This window comes from Paenarthrobacter sp. 4246 (assembly GCF_040546855.1).
Classification (GTDB): Bacteria; Actinomycetota; Actinomycetes; order Actinomycetales; family Micrococcaceae; genus Arthrobacter.
In genome coordinates, this window is sequence record NZ_JBEPOP010000012.1 from 61,041 (window position 1) to 84,507 (window position 23,467).

Below are 23,467 nucleotides of genomic sequence, written 5' to 3' on the forward strand. Positions count from 1 at the left end.
GGCCTCAGTCCTCGCCCAAGGTGATCGTGTGCAGGAATGAGGCGTCGTTGATGACGTTGTCCGGAAGGTCGTCCTCGACGAATTCCAGCATGATGTCCAGGTCCTTGCCGTTTCCGCGCAGGACGTCAGTAACGGTCTGCCACAGCAACTTCCGGTTCCGCAGCGGGAAGCGTTCGGCAACCGGCCCCCAGGAGAAGCAGTGGACGCCCACCACGTGGGGGAGGACTTCGTGGAGGGACTCCAGCGCCTGCTGGTCTGAAAGTCCGACGGCGGGCTGCCAGTAAGTGCCGACGTTGGCATGGTTCACCCGGTGCAGTAACTCCAGGGTGGTGGCGGGGGAGTCGGTGAGGGTGTTGCCGTGATACTCAAACGCGATGGCGACACCCCGGGCGGCTGCGAGATCCGCAATCCGCTGCGTGTCCTTTACAACTGCGTCCCAGTGTTCCTGGCTGGCGCCGGCCGAACCCTGTTCGCCGGCCCACACCCGGATTCGCGGGGCGCCCAGTGCTGTAGCGAGGTCCAGGACCCGATCGAAATCCCCGAAGGCACCGCAGCGGTAGTACGAGCCGAGCGAGAGAACCGTGAGTCCCGCTGCTTCAGTTGCTCCCTTTGCGTGCGCCGCGGACTCCGCATCGCTGACGTGCACATCAGTGCCCCACTCGATGCCGGCCAGGCCCGCATTCGATGAAATGCGGACCACCTCGTCAATCCCGTGGGAGCGGAGAGTCACGGAACAGATGCCAGGCGTGAGGTCAGCCAGAGTGGTGAGGTCGATCATGCTTCACAGGATACCGGGAATGCGCTTACCCGGTAAGGTCGTATCGCCTGCTGAACAGAATGAACGCTGGGCTAGAGCTTGATCCAATAACGCCGGATCGCTTCGGTGACTCCCAGATCCGTAGCAAAACTCTCCGGCGGCCGGACGCTTTCAAGAACGCCGCCGCACGCCTCGATGGTGCGGGCGGACGCCACGTTCGGCTGTTTGCAGGTCACCAGCACGCGTTCCATGCCGAGGGAGCGACCCACTTGGAGGGCGCCTTTCAGTGCAAGCTTGGCGAGCCCCCGCCCCCGCGCGCTGGGCCGTATGCCGTAGCCAATGTTGCCTCCCACCTCAGTGAGGTAGTCATTGGCCAACGAGTGCCTGAGGCTGGCGGCCCCCAGGTACGCGTCGTCCTCGACAACCCAGATGGTGCTCTGATTGGCCAGGCCTTCAGGGGCTTGGAAGCTCTCCTTGGGCAACTCGTGCAGCAGGCGAACCCATTCCGCGAAGTCGCTGTTGTCGCGGAGATCCAGGTCGTATCTCGCAGCCACAAAAGCCGCCGAGCCATCCTGGTTAAGGGTGCCCCACTCGTCGTAGCTTTCCAGCCAGGACTCATGGAACTTTGCGGACGGCTGGACGAGCGTGGCGGGAGTCATGGGGTGAGCGTACTACGGTCGCTGGCTGCTTCCGGCGGCCAGACGGCTAGTTCGACTTACTCAGCGTCCGGCCCATGATGGCTTGCGTCAGGGCATCGATGACCTCGGCGTTGGCGAGTGGATTCCGGATCAACGTGAAGTCCACGTCGCCCACCGGCGGCAGCCCGAATCGCTGGGTGATGACCTTCAGGTCCTCGGGCACCAACGACGCCGGCATGACCGCCACTCCAATGCCGGCGCGCACGGCCGCGAGCACCCCGCTGATCTGCTTGGTGCTGCACGTGATCCGCCACGTCCGGCCCTCGGCTTCCAGGGCGTCGATGGCCAGTTTCCGGCTCAGGCTAGGCGCAGGGTAGGCGATCAGCGGCACGGGGGCGCCCGGTTCCAGCACTGTCTGCTCCACGCCGACCCACGCGAAGTTGTCGTGCCGGACCACCGTGCCTTCCTTGGCCCCGGCCACCCATTTCACGAACACCAGGTCCAGTTGCCCGGCGTTGAGCCGCTTGTACAGCTGATCGCTTTGGCTGACAGTGAGCTCGAGGTTGATCTGTGGGTAGAGCTGCCGGAACTCCCGGAGAATCCGGGGGAGGCCGGTGATGGCGAGGTCGTCGGCTGTCCCGAAGCGGAGGCGTCCCCGCATGGCCGAGCCGGAAAAGTAGCGGGCCGCGGAATCGTGGGCAGCAAGGATGTTGCGGGCAAAACCAGCCATGGCATCACCGTTGTCAGTAAGCCTGACTTCACGGGTATCCCGGGCCACGAGTACGCGCTTGGCGGCGGCCTCGAGCTTGCGGACATGCTGGCTGACCGTGGGCTGTGCGAGGCCCAGCCGCTCGGCTGCCTTGGTGAAACTCAGCGTTTCCGCGACGGCCAAAAAGGAACGGAGCTGGACAGGTTCGAACACGGAACTCCTCTAAGCGCAGGTCAACGCCGGGCCGGAGTACTGCGCCGTTTCCCCTCGTGCTGCAAGCAGATCATTGCATTCCGCAATGCTAGTTATAGGCGCAATACGCTTTCATAATTGCTGCTGGCAACCATAGCGTTAAACGCATCCCACCGAAACTCTCGATCCGAGGACTACTTTTGGCACCCCCACCGCCTTCAGCGGCAAACGTCAGCCAGCCCGTCATCGATTCCCTGTCCGCACCTCCGCCCGCGGACACCGTCACCCAGCCACTCGCCGTCGTGAGCGAAAAGCTGCCCTGGCGGCATACCTTCATCTCCCTGAAGGTCCCCAACTTCAGGATCTTCGCGATCGGCCACTTCATCGCCGTGATCGCCATCTGGATGCAGCGCATCGCCCAGGACTGGATGGTGCTGCAGCTGTCCGGTTCCGTCACCGCCGTCGGAATTACGGTGGCGTTGCAGTTCATGCCGTCACTGTTTCTGGGGCCATGGGGAGGCATGATTGCCGACCGTTTTGCCAAGCGCAAGATCCTCATCATCTGCCAATCGGCGGCGGCCGTGCTTGCCGCCGCGTTGGCGTTCCTGTCCCTGAGTCAGCGCGTTGAGGTCTGGCACGTGTACGTCATCGCCCTTGCCCTGGGCTTCGTGACGGTTCTGGACCAGCCGGCCCGGCAGGTGTTCGTCAACGAACTTGTTGGGCCCAAATACCTGCGGAACGCCATCAGCGTGAACTCCACGACGTTCCAGCTCGGCGGTCTGATCGGGCCTGCCCTGGCCGGTGTCCTGCTGACCGCCGTCGGTGCAGGCTGGGCCTTCGCCGCCAACGCTGTGGCCTGCTGCTCCACCGTTGCCATGCTGCTGATCCTTCGCAAGGACCAGCTGCACCTCAGCCAGCCGACACCCCGCAAGAAGGGCATGCTGCGCGAGGGGCTCAACTACGCACTCAGCAAGCCCACCATTTACTGGCCGTGGTTGATGGCCGGGTTTGTGGCCGTTTTTGCCATGAGCTTGCCCGTGTTGCTGGCCGCCTTTGCGGACCATGTGTACGACGCCGGTGCCGGAGGCTACGGCCTGCTGAACGCCATGGTTGCGCTCGGTGCACTGATCGGAGCAGTGGCGTCCACGCGGCGTCGACAGCTGCGGTTGCGATCGGTGGTGACGTCGGCGGGTTTGTATGGGCTCATGCTCTGTGTCTCATCGCTGATGCCCTCCATGGTGTGGTTCAGCGTCGCCATGGTCCTGGCCGGATTCTGGTGCCTTATGTTCCTCACTGCGGCCAATCAAATGGTGCAGACCAGCTCCAACATGAGCATCCGCGGCCGTGTCATGAGCCTGTACCTGGTGGTGCTGATCGGTGGCCAGGCCATCGGCGGCCCCATGATGGGGTGGCTGGCCGAGCACTTTGGTCCGCACCTTGCTGTCCTGATCTCAGGTGGCGTGCCGGCCATCGCCGCTGCTGTAGTCGCCGTCGTCCTTGCCCGGAAGTCTTCGCTGCACCTGAAGGTGGACCTGCGTGACCGGCGGCGGGTACTGCGGATCGTGCAGGAGACCCAAACGGCTTAACAGAGAAGGCAGCACCGGCGGCGAACCGCTGGCGCTGCCTTCCGCGTGGTGCTATGCCGTTGCGAGGTGCGGGTACTCCGCCGAGCGGCCCTGGAACTCCAGGACATCCGGGTTGCGGATGACGCCGTCGCGGATTTCGATGGCCCGGGAGATGGTCTCGTTGGCATCCCATCCGGCAGGGCCCGCCGCAACGGTGTCCAGGAATGGGAGCAAGGCTTCGCTGATTTCCCAGCTGGCTGAGTTCCAGAGATACGACGGGCTGTGGTCCACGGCGTAGTAGTTGACGTGCCCGCCCACACGGAACATGGGTTCGTCGAAGGTGGTGGTGCGTGCCCAGCTGAACCCCATTCCTTCGTCGCAGGAAACGTCCACAATCAGGCTGTCAGCCCGGAATTCCGTCAAATCCTCCGTGCGAAGGTACGTCAGCGGGGCGTTGGGGTCCTGAAGAGTGCAATTGACCACGATGTCCGCGGCGGCCAGGAACGGCGCCAAGGGCTTGCGCCCCTTGTCCGTGATGACTTCGCTGAGGAAAGGTGCGTTGCTGTCATGATCGAACTGCACAATCCGCACCGAGTGAATGGGTGACCCGACGGCGGCGACGCCACGGTTGGTCAGGACCTGGACGTCGTGGACGCCGTGGGCATTCAGTGCAGTGACGGCGCCACGCGCAGTGGCCCCGAAGCCAATGACGACGGCGCTCAGCCGGCGGCCGTAGTCGCCCGTGGAACCCGTGAGTGCCAAGGCATGAAGCACAGAGCAGTACCCGGCGAGCTCGTTGTTCTTGTGGAAAACATGCAGGCCGAAGCCACCGTCGCCGGCCCAGTGATTCATGGCCTCGAAGGCGATGAGCGTGAGCTTCTTGTCGATGGCCAGTTGCGTGATGGCCCGGTCCTGGACACAGTGCGGCCAGCCCCACAGCGTTTGGCCGTCGCGGAGTTCGGCCAAGTCCTGGGCCTGCGGCTTGGGCAGGAGGATGACGTCGCTGCCGGCGATCAATTCCTGCCGTGTACCGAGCCCACCCACCAGCGATTCCAGCGTGCTGTCAGAGACGCCGAACCGCTCGCCGTAGCCGAATTCAAACCTGAGCTGTTGGCGCACGTCCGGATCGATGCGCTCCAGATGCTGGGGATGGATGGGGAGGCGGCGCTCATTGGGCTTCAGCGAGGAAGCGAGAACGCCTATGCTCAGCTGGGCGGTTGGCGCGGTCACTTCTTGTTGCCGGTAGAGGGCTTTGCGGCCTCGGTGGCGGAGGACTCGGAAGCCCTCTTATCCGCACGTTTTTCCTTGATGGACTTACTGGATTTCTTTGATGCGGTTTGGCGCGGTGATTTGTCGCCCATGATGGCTCCCTTAGAGCGGAGCCGAAATGGCTCCTGACTCCTGACGATACACCTAGCACGGAGAAGCAGTGGCCGGGGTCACTGCCCTTGGGTCACTGCGCCGGCTCGGCCGCAGGACGTCCATGGGTGACGCGGTGGGTCACACGATCCGCGGTATCGTCCAGCGATGCCGCCTTTTCCACCGGCTCCAGGTAGAAGCGCGCGCTGTTGATGATGCCCTCGTCCACGCCGAAGATGATGACGCCCGTCATTTCGTGCGGCGTACCATCCCGCCACGCACCCTTCAGTTGCAGCTCGGTCCAGATGGAGCTGCCGTTGACGCTGTGCGAGAGGAGATGCGCCTTGATGTCCGGAACACCTGTGAAAAGTTGTTCCCAATTGCTGCGGATAGTGTCCCGGCCAGTGAAGCCCCTGGTGGGATGCGCCGGCGTTTCGTTGACGTAGCCCGGCGCAAAGCAGGCCGCCAGGCCTTCAAGATCGTGCTTGTTCGTGGCTTCCAGCAGGCGGTTGATGACGGCGAGCGGGCCCGCCTCACCAGCGTCGGTGAGAGTCATTGGAGGACCTCCCGGATAGGTGGATGTACGTACGAGTCTAGGCTCGTGAGACCCTCCGGTCGACGGGTGCGCGGCCCCGTTTGGTGAGTACCGCCGTCGGGCATTCAGTCCTTGGACGCAAAGAAACCCCGGATGGTGGGATCCGGGGTTTTCCTTGAGCGGGCGACGGGAATCGAACCCGCGTATCGAGCTTGGGAAGCTAGCGCTCTACCATTGAGCTACGCCCGCGCTGCCCGGGAATTTTCGCCCCGAGCGAGTCCTAGCTTAGCGCAGTTGTGGGGCTGCTCATGACAGGCGCGTCGGCCGCCTACTTGAACAGTTTCAGGCCGTTCCATCCGGAACCCACCTGACGGTACGTTGTCCACTGTCCCCGGCCCAGGCCGTAGTTGTACAGGTTACCGTCGGCGGTCTGTGCGGTGATGCCGCGGGTGCCCGCGCCAGTCAGCCCAAAGCTGGGGGCCAAGACGCGTATGTACTGCCAGCCGGTGCCCACGGTGGTGGCCGGTCCGTAGAAGCCTGCCCAGCCGTCACCGCGGTAATTAATCAGGGCACCGGAACCTGTCCTCGCCAGGATGTCGTTGGCGCCGTCGCCTTCCCAGTCGGCGATGGTCAGTTCCATGCCGTTCCAGCCTTTGCCGATGATCTGCGGCGCGCTCAGCGCACCACCAAAGGTGTTGGGGTAGTAGCGCAGCACACCGTCCGGGAAATAGCCGACGACGCCGGGCCGGCCATGCTTGTGCGTCCACTTACCCACAGTGATGGTCATGCGCTCCCAGCCACCGTTGCCCACCACAACCTGGTTGGCGAATCCGCCGCCCGGAAGGCCTCGATAGACCCCCAGAACGCCGTTGTTCCACTGCGCCAGGAGATCGTAGACGCCATCGATGTCCCAGTCCACCACGAAAGCCTGCTTCAAGCCGGTCCAGCCCGAACCGATCTGGACTGCCCCCGCGTAGCCGCCGGCCGCCGTCGCGGGGTAGCGCAAAAGACGGCCCGAAGAGTCGGCAGCCACCAGGTCGGCGCCGGACTTGATGCTTGCTGCGGCTGCTGTGTTGCCCGCAAAGTAGTGCTCCAGCGTCGGGAACCCGCGCCGGTTCATGTCGGTGGCCAAGGCTACGCCCACATAGCGCAAATGCCACGGCTCGTAGCTGTAGCCCGTGGTGCCCGTGTAACCGTTGGGGTAGCGGACAATGAAGCCGTATTTATGGGCATTCGCAGCCACCCACTTGCCTGCCGCAGTATCACCGAAGCAGGTGCTCAGGCCACAGTTGCCGGCGGCGTTACCGATGTCCATGGCGAGCCCTGTCTGGTGCTCGCTGTACCCGGGGCGGGCCGAAATGGTGTCCGCATAGGCCTGGCCGTAGATGCTGACGTAGTACGCATAAACCTGTTGCTGTTGCGCATAGGACCGGTAGCCGCTCACGATCGACAAGCCGCCCGTGCCAGCGTCTGCCGCGCCCTGGAACAAGCCGTTGAGCCACGCGGCAGCTTCCGCGCGCATGTACTGGCCCGAGCCACGTGCGTTGATGAGGTCCGACGGCGCGTAGCTCGCCGGATTCAGTGGCCGCGATTTGTTGACCAGGACCGAAGTATTGGCAGGGTCCCCGATGGGGTCAACGCTCGGCAACGGGTTCACTGTAGCGGGGACCCTTGTGGTTGCTGCTGTTTTTGCTGCAGCACTTACCGTGGGTACTGCCGCCGTGGCGGGAGCCGCCGTGACAACTCCGCCTGCCACCGCAATGGCGACGAAAACCGCGGACGCAGCCACCCGTCGTCGTGCCTTCACTGCAAAAGTTTGATGTCCCAGAACCCGCATAACGCCCCCAATTCGGTTTTTGCCAGCCTGGGGAACTCTACCCCGTGGTGCCATGCCCTGTCAGTCGTAACTTTGTGAAGCGCCAGATAACCATTCGGTCAAGGCTCGCCCCTTTTGTGCTCCAGTGCCGCGCGTGCTGACTATTCTGAAAGTGTTAGCTGCAGCGTATGGGGAACCGGGCTACGACATATCGAACCGTACGCCGAAAGAGGTTTCCATGGCATTTGCAGACTACGAAGTGGTGATCAGCCGGGACGCCATGACCGTGTACGGATTCCTCATGGACGGCATGAACAACTCCCTGTGGCGGTCCGGGATCCGCAGCATCTCACTGCGCTCAGGTCTCCGCGGCCACAAAGGCGCGCTCTACCAGCAGACCATCAATGGTCCGGGCGGCCGCCCCATCGCCGCTGATTTCCAGATCACCGAAGCACGGCCCGGAGCGGAAGTACGCTTCGCCGTCGTCGCGGGACCCGCCCGTCCTACCGGCGGCTACTACCTCAGCACCGAAGGCCAAACCACCCGGCTCAGGTTCGCCCTTGAATACCACCCCAAGGGACTGCAGAAACTGATGAACGGCATGATCCAGAAAACCATGGAAAGCGAAGTTGCCCAGTTGGAGCAGCTGAAGACCGTGATGGAATCACGCTCGGTGGTGTGAGCGCTCCTTTTTTGCTTTTTCGTCGGGTCGCCTATTGGGCGAGCTTGTAGCCGGTCCAGCCGCCACCCACCGCTATGGGCGTGGTCAGCCTTCCCGTAGTGAGGTCCCAGTACTCCAAGACCCCGTTGGTGCCCAGGCCCGCAATGCCGGTGGTGTTTGCCCCCGTGACGCCCCGCAAGGAACGCAGTCCGGAGTAATCAGTCCACGCGGCGCCCACAATGGGCCGGGCTTCCTGCTTGGGCGTCGCCAGGCCGCTGCCCCGGTACAGGCGCAAGGAACCATTGGGCTCAACGGTAAGCAGATCCTGGAAACCATCCGCGTTGTAGTCCACCATGCTGAGCCGGACGGCCTTGTTTCCCGTGCCGATCGCGGCCTGCGACCGGATGTACGTCATCCCTGCGTTCTTGTAGAGCCACAGCCCGCCGGATGCGTCCATCGCGACAATCTGGGGTAGCCGGTTGTTGGCGCACCAGTTGCCCACCGCAATGTTCAGGGACTGCCAACCGTGGCCCAGCACTCCAGGCGAACCGAAGCCGCCCGACTGCCTCCCCGGATACACCAGCAGTGCCCCGTCGGTGCGTTGGTAAATGAGGTCAAAGACGCCGTCACGGTCCCAATCATTGACGAACAGTTCCTTGAGCCCCGTGAAACCGACGCCGATCTTGCGCGCTGCGCCGTACTTTGCGTTCCCCAAGGAGGGGTAGGAATACACCGTTCCGTCCGCCGCGATGGAGACCAGATCTGCGGCACTCCTGATGGAGGCGGAGCTGAGGTTGACGGTGGGCGGCTGGTATTTGTCGCCCGGCTGGCATGCTCCGATGGGATCCGTAGGAGGTGTGACCGTTCCGCCGGGTGCATTGGTGGTTCCGGCCGGCAGCGAGGTGTAGCCAAAGAAATTCACCACACCCCACAGCGTGTAGCGGTTGGGTGTGGTTTGCCAGTTGCCGTCTGTGTAGGTGATGCCGATGCCCATGACGTTGAACCGGGGATCACGCAGCAGGGCATCGTGCCCCGGGGAACCCTTCCACCACTGCACCAACTGCGCCGCATCACGGTCCCAGCGGACAGCTATGACTTCACCTGCACCGTTGTTCGGATTAAGCGCACGCGGGTCCGTCCAGAAATTGGCACGGTGTTGGATCACTTCCCGGGTGGCGATGTTGTTCGACCAATCTTGGGCAAGGCTCGCCACTGTCGCGTGGTACTTCACCGGGGCCAGGCCCAGGGATGCGCGATAGCTGTTGATCGCGTTGAACACCGTCAGGATTGCGGCCGTGTTGCTGTCCGGGAGGAGGGCAAGGGCGCCGTTGTCCGGATCTGTTTCACCGTTGGGGGCTTTGCCGGGGAAGGGGGTGCTTGGTGTGGGGGAGGGGGTTGGCGCCGTGGGTGCGGCGGAGGCCGTCTGGGGTGGTACCGGTGTCGGCGTGACCGTGGGTGATGCCGACGCTGTCGGGGTCGCGGTGGCCGTTGGGGACGGCGACGCCGTGGGGCCAGCAGTCTGGGTTGGGGTCACCGACGGCGTGGGGGTGGCTGTTGGCGATGCCGACGGCGTTGGGCTGGCTGTCTGCGACGGCGTACCTGACGGGAGCGGGCCAATGGCAGGTGCTGACGGGGCCGGAGCCGCCGACGACGAGGACTGCGGTGGCGCCGGCTCCACGGGATCGGGGACGGTGGGTTCCGTGGCGCCCGGGTTTTCCGGGGACGCGCCTTCCGTCGGCGGACCGTCCGGACCCCACGACGGCCCAATGTTCGGCACAGGCGGCGGCGTCTCGATGACCGGGTCCAGGGCGATGGGCCTGCTTGGCGCACCGCTTTCGTAGCCTTCTTCGGGGACGGGCACGGTGGCGGGGTCGGAGGCTTCGCCGGCCACTGGGGTATCCACGGAAGGTGCGGCGTCCGGCGTCGTGCTTGACTCAGGTGCCGTCAGACCGGACTCGACGCTGGAGGAGGGGGTGGCGCTGCTGCCCGGACCCGCGTCCGTAGCCGGCAGGATCTGGCTGGAGGCGGCGACGCAGAGGGCCAGCGCCCCGGCCAGCACAATAGAAGCCGGCACTGCCAGTTTTTTCACGATTACCCCGCGAATGCTCGTTGCCCCCAGGTACGGGCGCGGTTCTACATGTCCGGGAACTATAGTCCCACGGGGCCGCCCGGACAATGCATGGTGACTTGGACGCATGGGGTATTTTTGATGCTGTGCTGATCTCTGACCGCGACATACGTGCCGAAATAGACTCCCAACGGATTGTTCTTGAGCCGTACGACCCCGCGATGGTGCAGCCGTCTTCCGTGGACGTCCGGATTGACAGGTTCTTCCGGCTGTTCGACAACCACAAGTACGCCCACATCGACCCCGCCGAGGAACAGCCCGAGCTGACCCGGTTGGTGGAGGTGGAAGGCGACGAGCCCTTCATCCTGCACCCGGGCGAGTTCGTGCTGGGCTCCACGTATGAAACAGTCAGCCTCGCCGACGACATTGCTGCCCGCCTTGAAGGCAAGTCGTCCTTGGGCCGGCTCGGACTGCTGACGCACTCCACCGCCGGCTTCATCGACCCCGGGTTCTCGGGCCACGTGACGTTGGAACTCTCCAACGTGGCCACCCTGCCCATCAAGCTGTGGCCCGGCATGAAGATTGGCCAGCTGTGCTTCTTCCGGCTGACGTCCTCGGCCGAGCACCCCTACGGTTCCGGTGAATACGGAAACCGCTACCAGGGCCAGCGCGGACCCACCGCCAGCCGCAGCCACCAGAACTTCCACCGGACGTCCATCTAGCCTCTGTTGCGCCTTCTGTCTGCGCCGAGGGGTTAGCTCTCGGCTCTTTCCCTTGCGCCGAGGGGTTAGCTCTCGCCTCTTTCTCTTGCGCCGAGGGGTTAGCTCTCGGCTCTTTGGGTGGCTTTTTCAGTCGAGACGTCGCCCCTCGATGAGGTCTTCTCAGCTCCACTAGTCCTCCACACTGTGGGTAACCTCTCAGCGCATCCTCAACCATGCCAACAATGGCTGATGAGGATTTCCGCTCCACTCCCTGCCGAGATTCGGGGCCGTTCATTCACGCTCGCCGAGCAGCGGGCGGCCGGCATCCCGGATCATCGTGCCTGGAATAACGATCTTCGCGTTGCCAGCAGGGGAGTCCGGGTTCCCTGGGGCGAACAACAGGACCCCGCACACACTGCCCGCCTCCTCACCGGCATAACTGAGGGAGCCATCTGTTGTCGGGAGACTGCTGCGATGCTGTGGGGATGCCCATTGCCCTTGAATGCCCAGCAGGATTTCCTGCTTCATCTGACGAGGTCCGACGGCACATTTCGGCCTCAACGCAAGGGAGTCAAGGGACATCGCATGGTGCTGGCTGTGCCGGACATCAGTTCCGTGGACGGGATTCCCGTGACCAGCCCCGCCCGCACGTGGCTGGATCTAGCTGCGGTGCTGGCTTTCGAGGACTTGGTCGCTGCCGCCGACTACTTCATCTGCAGCCAAACCCGAAGCTTTGGTCATAACAGGATTCCCCTCTGCTCTGCTGAGGATCTCAAGGCACAAGTCGATCGACATGCCGGGACGCGTGGCATTCGGAAGGCGAGGGCAGCGCTGGAGTTGACCCGTGTGGGCGCCGACTCTGTACCCGAGACCAGGCTGCGACTGGCGATCGGCAGAGACTTCCTGCCTGAACCGGTGCTGAGCTACGTGGTGCGTGATCCTTCGGGCCGCGAAGTGGCGTGGCCGGATCTCGCCTATCCCGACTTCAAGGTTGCGATCAATTACGACGGCGGCCATCACCTTAGTCCCGCTCAAAAGGAGTCCGATGTCCGACGCGAGGCGTCGCTCGCGGCAAACGGTTGGATTTCTGTCGTCGTTACCGCCGAGCATGTACGGGAACGCGGCTACGACGGCGTTGTCCGCCGCATCCGCGAGGCGCTCATACAGGGTGGATGGCCGCCGAGGGGTTAGGTCTCGGCACTTTGGGTGGGCCTTTTCGGGCGAGATGTCGCCCCTCAGCGCAGGGGAGGGGTGGAAGTTGGGGGCGTTAGGTGTTGAGGGGTTAGGTCTCGGCACTTTGGGTGGGCCGTTTTCGGTTGAGATGTCGCCCCTCGGCGAGGCCAGGAGGATGGGGAGGCCTGGTTAGGCTGGGGCGCGCTCAGGGGTCCGGGGCGGGGCGCCAGGGGCTCGGCGGAGGGCCTTGACCACTGGTTCCACGAAGCGGGCGGCCAGCGGACCCAGGATGGCCATGATGAGGACGTAGGCCGTGGCGAGTGCGGCGAGTTCGTCGGGAACTGCCCCTGAAGCGACGGCCAAGCCCGCGATGACGATGGAGAACTCGCCGCGGGCGATCAAGGCGGCCCCTGCACGGAAGCGGCCGGGCATAGCAATACCGGCGCGTTTGGCGGCCCAGAAGCCCGTGAGCATCTTGGTTGCCGCAGTGACGACGGCCAGGACAAGCGCCCATCCGAGGACAGGGGGAATCGACGTGGGGTCGGTGTTGAGTCCGAACGCCACGAAGAAAATTGCCGCGAAAAGGTCCCGCAGCGGCTCAAGGATGCGAGTGGCATTGTGGGCCGTTGCGCCTGAGATGGCGATGCCCAACATGAAGGCCCCAACGGCCGCGGAAACCTGGAGGGCAGAAGCGATGCCGGCTACCAGAAGCGCCAGCCCCAGAACGTTCAGCAGGAACACCTCGGAGTTCTCGCTGTGAACTGCCTGCGAGACGCGGTGGCCGTGCCTGAGTGCGATGACCAACACCACGGTGACAACGGCGAGGGCAATGCCCACGGTCTGCAGTCCGCCAAGGAAACCAACGCCGGCAAGGATGGCGGTGAGGATGGGGAGATAGATGGCCATTGCCAGGTCTTCGAAAACCAGGATGGAGAGAACCACGGGTGTTTCGCGGTTACCAATCCGGCCGAGGTCGGTGATGACCTTGGCTGCGATGCCTGACGAGGAGATATAGGTAACGCCACCCATGACGATGGCGCCTACCAGTCCCCAGCCGAGAAGGACGGCCAATCCTGCGCCAGGCAGGAAGTTGAAGACAAAATCCATGACACCGGCTTGCCATGATCGCCGGAGTCCCGTAACCAGCTCGGACGCCGTATATTCCAATCCGAGCATCAGCAGCAGGAGAATGACGCCAATTTCGCCGGAAAGATGGGCGAACTCGTGCATGCCGTCCAGCTTGACGAACCCGCCGGCGCCGAAGGCCAGTCCACCCACGAGGTAGAGGGGGATGGGGGACATGCCGATTCGGCCCGCTAGTCGAGCCAAGAGGCCGAGGCAGAAGACGACGGCCCCCAGTTCAACGAGGGCTAGTGCGAGCGGATCCATTCCGCTCAGCCGTTGCGAAGGATGTCGGCTGCCGAGTCAAGACCTTCCTGGGTGCCGACCGCTACGAGCAAATCGCCGGTGTGAAGTACGACGTCGGGTGCGGGCGAGGGGACAACCTCGCCTTCGCGCATGATCGCGACGATGGAGACACCACTGCGGGTGCGGATCTGCGCCTTGCCCATGGGCTGGTTGACGAAGGGCGAATCAGGAGTGATGGAGAACTGGCGGGTGACAATGCCGGGTATCTCGCGATGCTCTTCCGCCAAGCGCATGGCAATGTGCTGGCCGCCCAAGAGGTTCCCCAGCGTTGACGCTTCGTCGGCAGTCAAGGGAATTGACGCCTGGCACGTGTCAGGATCGTCCCACGTCGAGACGAAAAGCTCTGTTTCACCTTCCCGCAGCTCCACTACACCGATACGACGGCCCGAAGCCGTGACGAAATCCTTGCGGACCCCAAGGCCCGGGAGTTCGGTCTCATCCACGTTCATAGCTCCACCCTAAACTGTCCTGAACCGGTCCGGTACGGCCCTCGCACTCCAACCGGTCCTTTGTTGTTAACGCTCGGGAACCACAGCTATTTCCACTTTCGCCGGGGGCTTGACCGGCAGGATCACCAGGAGGCCGGCCAGCAGGACCACCATGATTCCGAGGATGCCCCAACGTTGGGCTTCACCCTCGGCAACCAGGGGAGAGGCAACGGCGATGCACAGGGTGAAGAGGGTGGGAGCGAGGAAACTGACGGCCCGGCCGGTAGTGGCGTACAAGCCGAAGAGTTCGCCGGCCTCGCCTTCCGGTGCAAGCCTGGCCAGATAGGCCCGCGAGGACGATTGCGCCGGGCCTACGAACAGGCAGAGCAGCAGGCCGAAGACCCAGAAAGTGTTGCTCCCCGGCCATTCGTTACCGAGGAACACGTAGTCGCCGTTGCCCAGCACCAGGATGAAGGTGCCGGCGATGAGGAGGCCGGCCAAAGACAGGACGATCACGGTTTTTGGTCCGATCCTGTCATCCAGGAAACCGCCGATGATGGCGCCGACGGCAGCGACCACGTTGCCAAAGATGGCGAAGAAGATGACTTCCTTGAGTTCGAAACCGAACGTACCTGCTGCAATGACACCGCCGAAGGTGAACACAGCAGCGAGGCCGTCGCGGAAGATTGCGCTGGAAAGCAGGAAGTAGATGGTGTGTGGGCTGGTCCGGTAGATGGCCCCGATCCGGCGTATCAGCAACTTGTAGGAGGCCAGGAACCCCAAGGAAGCGGCCTTCCTCGCCGGAACTTCAGGGACGGCGAACATCACTGGCAGGGCGAAGATGAAGAACCACAGCGCAGAGAAGACTGCCACGAGCCTGATGTTGAGGGAGTCCTGTGTTGAGGCACCAAACCAGTCGAAGGACGGCTGGACGAACAGTTGCAGAACCAGCAGAAGGGCAACGATTCCGCCCAGGTATCCCATGGCCCAGCCAAAGCCGCTGACCTTGCCGATGTTCTTGGGCGTGGAGATCTGCGCCAGCATGGCGTTGTAGTTGACGCCGGCGAACTCAAAGAAGACGTTGCCCAGTGCGATGAGGCAAACACCCAGTAACAGGAACTCGGGCTGGGGAAAGACAAAGAAGCAGAGCGCAGTGAGCACGGCAGTGGCGGCCGTGTTGACCCCAAGCCACAGCTTGCGGCGGCCGCCGGCGTCTGAACGCTGCCCGGTGACAGGAGCCAGCAAGGCAATGGCCAGGCCGGCGATGGCCAAGGCGGCACCCAGCGCAGCCGAGGCTGCGTCCTCTCCGCCGAAAGCATTGGACGTGAGGTACACGGTGAAAACGAACGTGGTCATGACCGCATTGAAGGCAGCCGAGCCCCAGTCCCAGGAAGCCCACGCAAGGATCTGGCCCTTCTTGGAGGCGACAGGTCCTGAGGCGAGCTCGGAGGTCGGTTGGGAGGCTTCGGGAACTACGGCCGCGTTCATAGCTCGATGCTATAGCGGAGGGGAGAACGGCGGGCGGATGACAGCCCGCTATGTGGAGAACAGGGATTGAAACGTAACCTCCAGCCCCCTTCTTTGGCGAAAAACGGTCTGTCCCCCTTGATAAACTAGCTAAACCGAACCCAACGTATGACCGCCTGCTCCAACTTTGACAATTCGTTCCTGACTTTGCGGAGAAAACAGTGATCACAGTTCTCGCCATCACCTTTGTAGCGGCAACTGTGGCGCCCTTGATCTTCAGCAAACTTGGCAGGAACGCCTTTTATGTCTTGGCAGCTGTGCCGGCGGCAGCGTTCGTTTGGCTGCTCTTCCAGTACGGCCCTGTATATTCCGGTGGCGGCATAGACGAAATTCTCCCGTGGATACCCAGCTTGAAACTTGAACTGGCCTTCCGCATGGATCCGTTGGCGTGGGTTATGTCCCTCCTGATCCTCGGAGTCGGTTCCCTGGTCCTGGTCTATTGCGCCCGGTATTTCAAGAACAAGGATGCGGATCTCGGCGGCTTCGGAGCCCAGTTGCTGGCCTTCGCCGGAGCCATGTTCGGCTTGGTGACCTCCGATGACCTCCTGATGCTGTTCATCTTCTGGGAGCTCACCACCATCCTGTCCTACCTGCTGATCGGCTACGCGCGTACCCGTTTGGCAGCACGCCGCTCGGCACTGCAGGCGCTGATGGTCACCACCGCTGGTGGCCTCGCGATGCTCGTTGGCCTGATCATCATGGGCCAGGCAGCGGGAACCTACCGCATCTCGGCTATTTTGGACCAAGCCTCAACCCTCATGACCGGACCCATGCAGGGTGCGGTGACGGCCGCCGTCGTGCTTATCCTGGCCGGTGCGGTGACAAAATCGGCGCTGGTCCCGTTCCACTTCTGGCTGCCGGGCGCCATGGCGGCCCCCACTCCCGTCAGTGCGTACCTGCACGCGGCGGCGATGGTGAAGGCCGGCATCTACATCGTGGCGCGCCTGGCGCCGGGCTTTTCCGAGTCGGAATTCTGGCTGCCGGTGGTCCTGGGGCTCGGGTTGGCCACCATGCTTGTAGGTGGGTACAGGGCCCTTCGCCAGACAGATATCAAGCTCATCCTGGCCTATGGCACCGTGAGCCAGCTCGGCTTTCTCACCATGGTGGTGGGGCTCGGACGCCCGGATGCGGCGCTTGCCGGGCTCGGGCTGCTCCTTGCCCACGGCTTGTTCAAGGCGGCGCTGTTCCTGGTGGTGGGCATCATCGACCACCAGTCGGGAACGCGCGATATTCGTAAGCTCTCCGGCGTCTTCCGCTCATCGCGCGCCCTTGGAGTAGTTGCAGCGATCGCCGCGGCGTCCATGGCCGGGGTACCTCCTTTGGCTGGCTTCGTAGCCAAGGAATCAGTCTTCGAAGCATTCGTTCACTACGGCACGGGCGATGACGCACCTGCATGGGGAACCTTGATTCTGGTGGGCCTGGTAATCGGATCCATCCTGACGTTCGCCTACAGCGCCCGGTTCATGTGGGGCGCGTTCGCCACCAAGCCGGGCGTTGAACCTACGCCGTTCAAACCCATCAAGCCTGCGTTCCTGGCCGCGCCTGCCATCCTGAGCCTGCTCACCATTGCCTACGGTGTGTGGCCGGCTCCCGTCGACACATGGATCCAGCCTTACGCGGCGCTGTTCGCCGATAGGCCGGACGCGGTCGACGCCGGGCACTTGGCTTTGTGGCACGGCCTCACCCCCGCGCTGGGGTTGACAGCGATAACGTTCGCGGCAGGTGCTGCGATGTTCTACGGACGCAACATCGTGTCCCGGGCACAAAGCCTGGTTCCTGACTGGATTGATGGCGACCGGGCCTACCAGCACACCATCGGCGCGCTGGACGACATCGCTGTTTGGGTCACAGGCCGTACGCAGCGTGGTTCGCTCTACTTCTACTTGACGGTCATCCTCACCGTAGCCTTCGCTGTACCTCTCGCCGCCCTGATTGCAGCCAACAAGCCCCTGCCGGAAGGCATCTACTTCATCGACCCCAACTCTCCGCTGCAAATGGTTGCCGGAGCGGGAATCGTGGTGGGTGCGTTGGCTGCTGTCCGGGCCAACAAGCGTTTCCTTGCGGTCCTCATGGTGTCTGTGACGGGCTACGGGATTGCCCTCATGTTTGCTTTGCAGGGCGCTCCGGACCTGGCATTGACACAGATGCTGGTGGAGACCATCGTCCTGGTGGCGTTCGTGCTCGCCATGCGCAGCCTGCCGGCTGAGCTCCGGGACCGGACCGGTGGCAGGCTTCGGGTGATCCGCGTGATCATCGGTGCAGCGTTCGGCATCACCATGATCTTCGTAGCGATTTACGCCATGGGCGCCCGTGTGGCCGCACCTGTTTCCTTGGACTTCCCACGGCTGGCGTACGAGGGCGGTGGCGGCTTGAACGTCGTCAATGTGACCTTGGTGGACATTCGCGCCTGGGACACGTTCGGCGAAATTTCAGTGCTCGCCATCGCAGCCACGGGCGTGGCCAGCCTGATCTTCGTTCGCAGCCGCGGTGATCGGATCAAGACCTCGGAGGCAGTGCCGGAAGGCAGCGTGGGGCGCCGCACCGGCGTCGACCGTGACTCCCTGGACGGTGCCACGCTGGCCATCGCCAAAAAGTTCACTGACGTCAGCCGCGACGCGTGGCTGGTGGCGGGCCGCACCTTGGCTCCAGAACGCCGCTCGATCATCTTCGAAGTGGTGACCAGGCTGATTTTCCACTCGATGATCGTCTTCTCCATCTACCTCCTCCTTGCCGGCCATAACTTGCCCGGCGGCGGTTTCGCTGGTGGCCTGACCGCGGGCCTTGCCCTGACCATCCGGTACCTTGCGGGCGGCCGGTTCGAGTTGAGCGAGGCTGCAACAGTCAGCGCCGGAACTCTCTTGGGGACGGGACTCGCGACGGCGGCAGCCTCGGGTCTGGTGCCGCTCTTCCTCGGCGGACAGGTGTTCCAGAGCGCGATCATCGAGTTCTGGCTGCCGGTCTTCGGAGACGTCAAGTTTGTCACCTCCACCATCTTCGACATCGGCGTGTACATCGTGGTGGTCGGCCTGGCGCTCGACGTTCTCCGCAGCCTCGGTGCCGAAATCGATGAACACTTTGAGGGCAAGGGCGCTCCCCTCGCAGAGGAAGACGCCGCCGACCTTGCAGGAGAAGCCGCTGAATCCGCCGCATCCGGGAAAGGTACCGCATGAGCATCAACCTGACCCTGCTGATCGTCATGGGCGTTTTGTACGCCTGCGGCATCTACCTGGTCCTGGAGCGGAGCCTGACCCGCGTGCTGTTGGGATTGATGTTGCTGGCCAACGCCACCAACATCCTGATCCTGACCACCGGCGGATACGCCGGGTTGGCGCCCTTGTTCACCAAGGAAACCAGCCCGGACGCCTATAGCGATCCTCTGCCCCAAGCACTGATCCTTACCTCGATCGTCATTTCCTTCGCCGTGACGGCCTTCATGCTGGGCATCATCTACCGCACGTGGGTCTTGGCGCGGCAGGACGAAATCCAGGATGACCTCGAGGACCGTCGCGTTGCGGAGACGCCAAGCTTCGATGCCGAGGACGACGCCATTGTGCCGTTGGAGACCTCGGAATTCGCCGTCACCCCTGCCAACACCTCGGACCACACCCACCCCGAAGCGACCGAGACCCCGAGCAAGGCACCAAACCAGGAAGGAGGCAGCGCGTGAATCTCGCAAACCTGTCGCCGCTAGCTGTCCTCCTGCCGATTCTGGGTGCCGCTCTCGCGTTCCTGTTGATCCGGCACCACACCGCCCAGCGTGTGGTGAGCATTGGCATCCTGAGTGCGACGTTGCTGCTCGAGTGCCTCCTGCTGATCTCCGTATGGGACGGCGGCACAACGTCGGTCACCTTGGGTGGATGGCTGCCTCCGTGGGGCGTGGTCCTGGTAGTGGACCAGTTCTCCTCGCTGATGTTGGTTGTCTCCACCGTGGTGAGCCTTGCGGTGTTGATCTACGCCACCGGTCAAGGCATGGCCGACGGAGACCAGGAAGCACCCGTCTCGATCTTCCACCCCACGTACCTGATCCTGGTGGCGGGTGTGTCCAACGCGTTCCTCACCGGTGATCTCTTCAACCTCTACGTAGGGTTCGAGATCCTGCTGACGGCGAGCTATGTGCTCATGACGTTGGGCGGCACGGGGCCGCGCATCCGTGCGGGCGTCACCTATGTGGTGGTGTCAGTGGTGTCATCCGTGTTGTTCCTCATCGCCATCGCCATGATCTACGGGGCCACGGGGACCATCACCATGGCGGACCTTGCCATCAAATTGGCGGAACTGGACCAAGGCACCCAAAACCTCCTCCACGTCATGCTGTTGGTGGCCTTCGGCATCAAGGCCGCCGTGTTCCCGCTGTCCTTCTGGCTCCCTGACTCCTACCCGACGGCACCCGCGCCGGTTACGGCCGTGTTCGCGGGCTTGCTGACCAAAGTAGGTGTCTACGCCATGGTCCGTACGGAAACGCTCTTGTTCCCCGGCGACACCCTGAATGTTCCACTCATGGTGGTGGCATTACTCACCATGGTGGTGGGCATCTTAGGTGCCCTGGCCCAAAGCGATATCAAGCGTCTGTTGTCGTTCACCCTGGTCAGCCACATCGGGTACATGGTGTTTGGTCTGGCCATGAGTTCCGTGGCAGGGTTGGGCGCCGCCGTCTTCTACGTGGCGCACCACATCACCGTGCAGACAAGCCTGTTCCTGGTCACAGGTCTCATAGAACGCAGGGGCGGCAGTTCGTCCATGGACCGGTTGGGTGGTTTGGCCAAGCTTTCCCCGTTACTGGCCTTGCTGTTCTTCGTCCCGGCCATGAACCTCGCAGGTATTCCGCCGTTCTCTGGCTTCCTGGGAAAGTTGGGCCTCCTGCAGGCCGGCGTGGATTTGGGAACACCCTTGGCCATCACGCTGGTGGTGGGTGGCGTGGTCACCAGCCTCCTGACGCTGCTGGCCATCGCCCGCGTGTGGAACAGGGCCTTCTGGCGCAAGCCCGAAGACGCTGAGTATCCGGACCCAGCTCTCCTGAATCCCCGGAACGTGGGCGTCTTGCCGCGGACCATGGTTGGTTCGACGGCGGGACTGGTAGTTTTCGGTGTCGCGCTGACGGTCTTCGCCGGTCCGCTCTTCCAGGTGGCTGACGGTTCCGCAGGAATCATGCTGGATCGTTCGGCCTATATCCACTCGGTCCTGGGCGACTCGGTCGAAGTGCCACCGCTTGGGCCGCCCGAGGAACTACAGACGGGTGATACCAAATGAGCCGTAAGCCCATTTCGTTCCGCACCGAACTCCCGCTGCTCATTTGGTTGGTCATTGTCTGGGGCGCATTGTGGCGGGACTTCAGTCCCGGAAACCTGCTGTTCGGTGCGCTGATAGCCGTGCTGGTAGCCAAGCTGTTCTACCTTCCACCAGTGGAACTGAGCGGCAGGTTCAACATCCTGCGTGCCATTCCCTTCGCCCTGATGTTCCTCGCCAAAGTGGTGGCAGCGAGCTTCCTGGTGTTGTTCCTGGCCGTGGTCAAGGGACCCAAGGTGCGCAGCGCCGTCGTCGCGGTTCCCTTGCGCAGCCACTCGGACCTGATGGTGACGGCCACGGGGCACGTCATCTCGCTGATTCCGGGCTCGCTGGTGGTGGAAGTGGACCGGTCGACGTCCACGCTGTACCTGCACGCGCTCAATATTTACGAAGAAGCGGACATCGACAAAATTCGCGAGGAAGTCCAGACCATTGAAGCGCGGCTGATCCGGATCATGGGCACGCGCGAAGAAGTGGAAGCCCTCAACGCCGAAGTACGTCCGGGAATGGAAGGGGCAGCACGATGAAGGAGATCATCCTTGTGGTCACGGCGGTGATCCTCAGCCTGGCTGCCGCGGGCGCGATTGTCCGCATCGCCATCGGCCCTTCCCTGCTGGACCGCGTGCTGGCATCAGACGTCTTGTTGGCCATCCTGGGTGCTGCACTGGCGATCGACATGGCGATGAACAGGCACCTCAACAACCTGATGCTGCTGGTAGCCCTCGCGGTGATCGGATTCATCGGATCGGTGACCGTTGCACGGTTCGTGGCTGAACGGAGGGAACAGAACAATGAGTCCTGATGCCAGCGGAGTGGATGTCGTGATCGACGCTGTCACCGCAGTGTTCCTGGTGGTGGGCGCCTTGATGTCCTTGGGCGCTGCCATCGGATTGCTGCGATTCCCGGACCTCATGAGCCGCATGCACGCAGCCACCAAGCCCCAAGTACTGGGACTGTTCCTCATGCTTGCTGCGATTGGCCTGCAAATGCGCACGTGGTGGGTTTGGCCGGTCTTGCTGGTGGCATGGATCTTCCAGTTGCTGACGGCACCTGTGTCCGCCCATATGGTGGGTCGCTCCGCCTACCGCACCAAGCATGGCCACCGCGAGATGCTCACCAAGGACGAACTCGAAGCTGTTGTGCAACGGGCGGCTGCGGGGCAAGAACCCCGGAACGACCGCTAAAGTCCCAGTCACAGCAAACGCGGGGTCGCCCTGCGTCCACTGGTGTTCATTCCATCAGGTGGAGGCAACGCGACCCCGCGTTGTTGGCTGTGGTTGCGGACTAGACGATGTCGTGTGACTTGGCGAAACGTGCAATGGCACGCTGTGTGCCACGGCTGGCCAACACCTGAATCAGGGTGCTGACGAAGGCTGAGATCAGCGCAAAAGTCAGTGCTGAACGCAAGCTCGTTTCCATGTCGTCGTTGCCCATGGGTGGTTTGTTGCCAGTTGCCTTTTCCCACCCTTTGTTGACGAGTTTGGTGCCTACGAAGCCCGCTCCGAGGCTCACTCCGGCACCGATCAGCTTGAAGAAGAGGTTCATGCCCCCAGCCTAGCCGTCCGTGGCCGACTCCAGAGTCAGCGTCGGCTTTCGCGCTCTTTCAGGAACGCTGCCAAGGACCCAACAGGGGCCAGCACGGGAACAACAGGGTGCTCTGCCAGCCAGGCAGCGTCCACGGAACCAAACTCAGCGATTTCCTTGAGCAGGTAATAGGTGGGCGGCATCAGCTTCAGCGTCCCGGCCGCTTCCGCTTCCAGAATTCCGTCCACGGGCATCCACAACGATTGCCACGCCTCCGTGGTTTGATGCCGGGGCTCGGCTCCCGGGGAGGGCTTGGCGAGGTAGAAGAAGGTGTCAAAGCGCTTCGGCATGTCCGTGGGCGTGATCCAGTTGGCCCAGGGGCGGACATCCTCGGCACTGATGGTGAGCCCGGACTCCTCCTGGACTTCGCGGATTGCGGCTGTGAGGACCGTCCCTGCGTTGGTTTCGGCCTGCGTTGAGGTGGTGTGGGTGCCGATGGAACTCGAACGCCAAGCGGCAGCGTGGCGTTGAAGCAGGCCCGCCGGGTAGTCCCAGCCTGACTCGTCCGCAGCATCCACACGGCCGCCCGGGAAGACCACCATTCCGGCGGCGAAGTCCATGGTGCTGACCCGGTGCTGGACGAACGCCTCGAGCCCGCCCGGGGCATCACGGAGCAGGATGACACTGGCAGCGAGCCGGGGCTCGGATATGGTGCCCTCGCCGGCAGGGTGATTTCGAGTGGGTGGGTTGTTCATGAAAGTGCCCCTTTGCCGCTGTCGAGTCTGCTGGATCATTCTCTCAGGTCTCGTTGTGGGGACGGATTTGCGTTGCTGGACTGGGAAACGGGGCGTAGAGCGGTCCCCGCATCGCCCGAATGTGACCACCGGCCGGCACCGGACCGTCGCCCGCAACACGCGCAGGTGTAAACTGAACCAGCCCATCAGGGCAGATTTAATAACGACAGGGGAGCGCCGCCGTCGGACCTTGCAGAGATGCAGGAGACGCGAGGGCGCTGAGAGTGCGGACAGCCGCAGACCCTCGAACCTGATCCGGTTAGTACCGGCGCAAGGGAGTCGAGCTTCTCAGAGTGTCCGGATCCGGGC

Annotated in this window: 24 protein-coding genes, 1 tRNA gene and 1 riboswitch; of the genes, 10 read left to right on the forward strand and 15 right to left on the reverse strand. The window is 63.2% G+C overall.

Features of this window, described 5'->3' with window-relative positions; translation table 11 throughout:
• Positions 1-4 precede the first annotated feature (4 nt).
• The 3 genes from ABIE35_RS19365 to ABIE35_RS19375 form a co-directional block, all read right to left on the reverse strand.
• On the reverse strand, positions 5-778 hold the full coding sequence (locus tag ABIE35_RS19365) for a sugar phosphate isomerase/epimerase family protein (protein WP_354517476.1): 774 nt from the start codon (positions 776-778) through the stop codon (positions 5-7).
• 71 nt (positions 779-849) lie between these two features.
• On the reverse strand, positions 850-1,416 hold the full coding sequence (locus ABIE35_RS19370; protein WP_354517477.1) for a GNAT family N-acetyltransferase: 567 nt from the start codon (positions 1,414-1,416) through the stop codon (positions 850-852).
• Between the two features lie 46 nt (positions 1,417-1,462).
• Positions 1,463-2,317, reverse strand: coding sequence for a LysR substrate-binding domain-containing protein (locus ABIE35_RS19375; RefSeq protein ID WP_026543322.1), 855 nt, complete (start codon positions 2,315-2,317; stop codon positions 1,463-1,465).
• A 179-nt stretch (positions 2,318-2,496) separates the two neighbouring features.
• Here ABIE35_RS19375 and ABIE35_RS19380 point away from each other — a divergent pair, with 179 nt between their 5' ends.
• The gene (locus tag ABIE35_RS19380) at positions 2,497-3,882 is read left to right on the forward strand and encodes an MFS transporter (RefSeq protein ID WP_354517479.1); all 1,386 of its coding nucleotides are present in this window, start codon (positions 2,497-2,499) and stop codon (positions 3,880-3,882) included.
• A gap of 51 nt (positions 3,883-3,933) precedes the next feature.
• Here the strand turns inward: ABIE35_RS19380 and ABIE35_RS19385 are convergent, their stop codons facing one another.
• From ABIE35_RS19385 to ABIE35_RS19405, 5 genes are all read right to left on the reverse strand, one after another.
• The gene (locus ABIE35_RS19385; protein ID WP_354517481.1) at positions 3,934-5,091 is read right to left on the reverse strand and encodes a N(5)-(carboxyethyl)ornithine synthase; all 1,158 of its coding nucleotides are present in this window, start codon (positions 5,089-5,091) and stop codon (positions 3,934-3,936) included.
• Entirely contained in the window at positions 5,088-5,222 is a 135-nt protein-coding gene (locus ABIE35_RS19390) for a hypothetical protein (RefSeq protein ID WP_011776304.1), read from the reverse strand. Before ABIE35_RS19390 ends, ABIE35_RS19385 begins: the two co-directional genes overlap by 4 nt.
• Positions 5,223-5,314: 92 nt before the next feature.
• Positions 5,315-5,776 (reverse strand): nuclear transport factor 2 family protein, encoded by a 462-nt coding sequence (locus ABIE35_RS19395; protein ID WP_354517483.1) that lies wholly within the window; start codon positions 5,774-5,776, stop codon positions 5,315-5,317.
• 157 nt (positions 5,777-5,933) lie between these two features.
• A tRNA-Gly gene (locus ABIE35_RS19400) sits at positions 5,934-6,004 on the reverse strand.
• Between the two features lie 79 nt (positions 6,005-6,083).
• On the reverse strand, positions 6,084-7,562 hold the full coding sequence (locus ABIE35_RS19405) for a M15 family metallopeptidase (protein ID WP_354517485.1): 1,479 nt from the start codon (positions 7,560-7,562) through the stop codon (positions 6,084-6,086).
• A gap of 247 nt (positions 7,563-7,809) precedes the next feature.
• On the opposite strand from ABIE35_RS19405, the gene ABIE35_RS19410 reads away from it, so the two are divergent.
• Complete coding sequence (locus ABIE35_RS19410) at positions 7,810-8,253, forward strand: SRPBCC family protein (protein ID WP_089596431.1); 444 nt, start codon at positions 7,810-7,812, stop codon at positions 8,251-8,253.
• A 31-nt stretch (positions 8,254-8,284) separates the two neighbouring features.
• Here ABIE35_RS19410 and ABIE35_RS19415 read toward each other — a convergent pair whose 3' ends face one another.
• A complete protein-coding gene (locus ABIE35_RS19415; protein WP_354517487.1) occupies positions 8,285-10,306 on the reverse strand; it encodes a CAP domain-containing protein in 2,022 nt (673 codons plus the stop codon).
• Between the two features lie 140 nt (positions 10,307-10,446).
• Between ABIE35_RS19415 and dcd the strand changes: the two genes are divergently transcribed.
• Positions 10,447-11,022: a dCTP deaminase gene (gene dcd / locus ABIE35_RS19420; protein WP_011776299.1), complete on the forward strand. Its 576-nt coding sequence runs from the start codon at positions 10,447-10,449 to the stop codon at positions 11,020-11,022.
• 270 nt (positions 11,023-11,292) lie between these two features.
• Here the strand turns inward: dcd and ABIE35_RS19425 are convergent, their stop codons facing one another.
• A complete protein-coding gene (locus tag ABIE35_RS19425) occupies positions 11,293-11,529 on the reverse strand; it encodes a hypothetical protein (protein WP_354517489.1) in 237 nt (78 codons plus the stop codon).
• A gap of 57 nt (positions 11,530-11,586) precedes the next feature.
• Between ABIE35_RS19425 and ABIE35_RS19430 the strand changes: the two genes are divergently transcribed.
• Entirely contained in the window at positions 11,587-12,192 is a 606-nt protein-coding gene (locus tag ABIE35_RS19430; protein WP_354517492.1) for an endonuclease domain-containing protein, read from the forward strand.
• Between the two features lie 171 nt (positions 12,193-12,363).
• On the opposite strand, the gene ABIE35_RS19435 is transcribed toward ABIE35_RS19430, so the two are convergent.
• The 3 genes from ABIE35_RS19435 to ABIE35_RS19445 all read right to left on the reverse strand — a co-directional run bounded on the left by ABIE35_RS19435 (position 12,364) and on the right by ABIE35_RS19445 (position 15,518).
• Positions 12,364-13,563, reverse strand: coding sequence for a cation:proton antiporter (locus tag ABIE35_RS19435; protein WP_354517493.1), 1,200 nt, complete (start codon positions 13,561-13,563; stop codon positions 12,364-12,366).
• 5 nt (positions 13,564-13,568) lie between these two features.
• Positions 13,569-14,051 (reverse strand): cation:proton antiporter regulatory subunit, encoded by a 483-nt coding sequence (locus tag ABIE35_RS19440; protein WP_089596429.1) that lies wholly within the window; start codon positions 14,049-14,051, stop codon positions 13,569-13,571.
• A 66-nt stretch (positions 14,052-14,117) separates the two neighbouring features.
• Positions 14,118-15,518 (reverse strand): MFS transporter, encoded by a 1,401-nt coding sequence (locus ABIE35_RS19445; RefSeq protein ID WP_354517495.1) that lies wholly within the window; start codon positions 15,516-15,518, stop codon positions 14,118-14,120.
• Positions 15,519-15,718: 200 nt separating this feature from the next.
• Between ABIE35_RS19445 and ABIE35_RS19450 the strand changes: the two genes are divergently transcribed.
• The 6 genes from ABIE35_RS19450 to mnhG are packed head-to-tail and all read left to right on the forward strand — an operon-like array spanning position 15,719 to position 22,024.
• Positions 15,719-18,727, forward strand: coding sequence for a Na+/H+ antiporter subunit A (locus tag ABIE35_RS19450; protein WP_354517496.1), 3,009 nt, complete (start codon positions 15,719-15,721; stop codon positions 18,725-18,727).
• Entirely contained in the window at positions 18,724-19,224 is a 501-nt protein-coding gene (locus ABIE35_RS19455; protein WP_354517498.1) for a Na(+)/H(+) antiporter subunit C, read from the forward strand. Before ABIE35_RS19450 ends, ABIE35_RS19455 begins: the two co-directional genes overlap by 4 nt.
• Positions 19,221-20,804: a Na+/H+ antiporter subunit D gene (locus ABIE35_RS19460; protein ID WP_354517499.1), complete on the forward strand. Its 1,584-nt coding sequence runs from the start codon at positions 19,221-19,223 to the stop codon at positions 20,802-20,804. The genes ABIE35_RS19455 and ABIE35_RS19460 overlap by 4 nt, the downstream gene beginning before the upstream one ends.
• Complete coding sequence (locus ABIE35_RS19465; protein ID WP_354517502.1) at positions 20,801-21,367, forward strand: Na+/H+ antiporter subunit E; 567 nt, start codon at positions 20,801-20,803, stop codon at positions 21,365-21,367. The genes ABIE35_RS19460 and ABIE35_RS19465 overlap by 4 nt, the downstream gene beginning before the upstream one ends.
• Positions 21,364-21,642 (forward strand): MrpF/PhaF family protein, encoded by a 279-nt coding sequence (locus ABIE35_RS19470; protein WP_089596423.1) that lies wholly within the window; start codon positions 21,364-21,366, stop codon positions 21,640-21,642. Before ABIE35_RS19465 ends, ABIE35_RS19470 begins: the two co-directional genes overlap by 4 nt.
• On the forward strand, positions 21,632-22,024 hold the full coding sequence (gene mnhG / locus ABIE35_RS19475; protein ID WP_354517504.1) for a monovalent cation/H(+) antiporter subunit G: 393 nt from the start codon (positions 21,632-21,634) through the stop codon (positions 22,022-22,024). Before ABIE35_RS19470 ends, mnhG begins: the two co-directional genes overlap by 11 nt.
• 100 nt (positions 22,025-22,124) lie before the next feature.
• Here mnhG and ABIE35_RS19480 read toward each other — a convergent pair whose 3' ends face one another.
• Both ABIE35_RS19480 and ABIE35_RS19485 read right to left on the reverse strand, forming a co-directional pair.
• Positions 22,125-22,385, reverse strand: a complete 261-nt coding sequence (locus tag ABIE35_RS19480; RefSeq protein ID WP_354517506.1) for a DUF4235 domain-containing protein — start codon at positions 22,383-22,385, stop codon at positions 22,125-22,127.
• A 35-nt stretch (positions 22,386-22,420) separates the two neighbouring features.
• Positions 22,421-23,119: an NUDIX hydrolase gene (locus ABIE35_RS19485; protein ID WP_354517509.1), complete on the reverse strand. Its 699-nt coding sequence runs from the start codon at positions 23,117-23,119 to the stop codon at positions 22,421-22,423.
• 197 nt (positions 23,120-23,316) lie between these two features.
• Positions 23,317-23,453: riboswitch (TPP riboswitch) on the forward strand.
• The last annotated feature ends 14 nt before the right edge of the window (positions 23,454-23,467 follow it).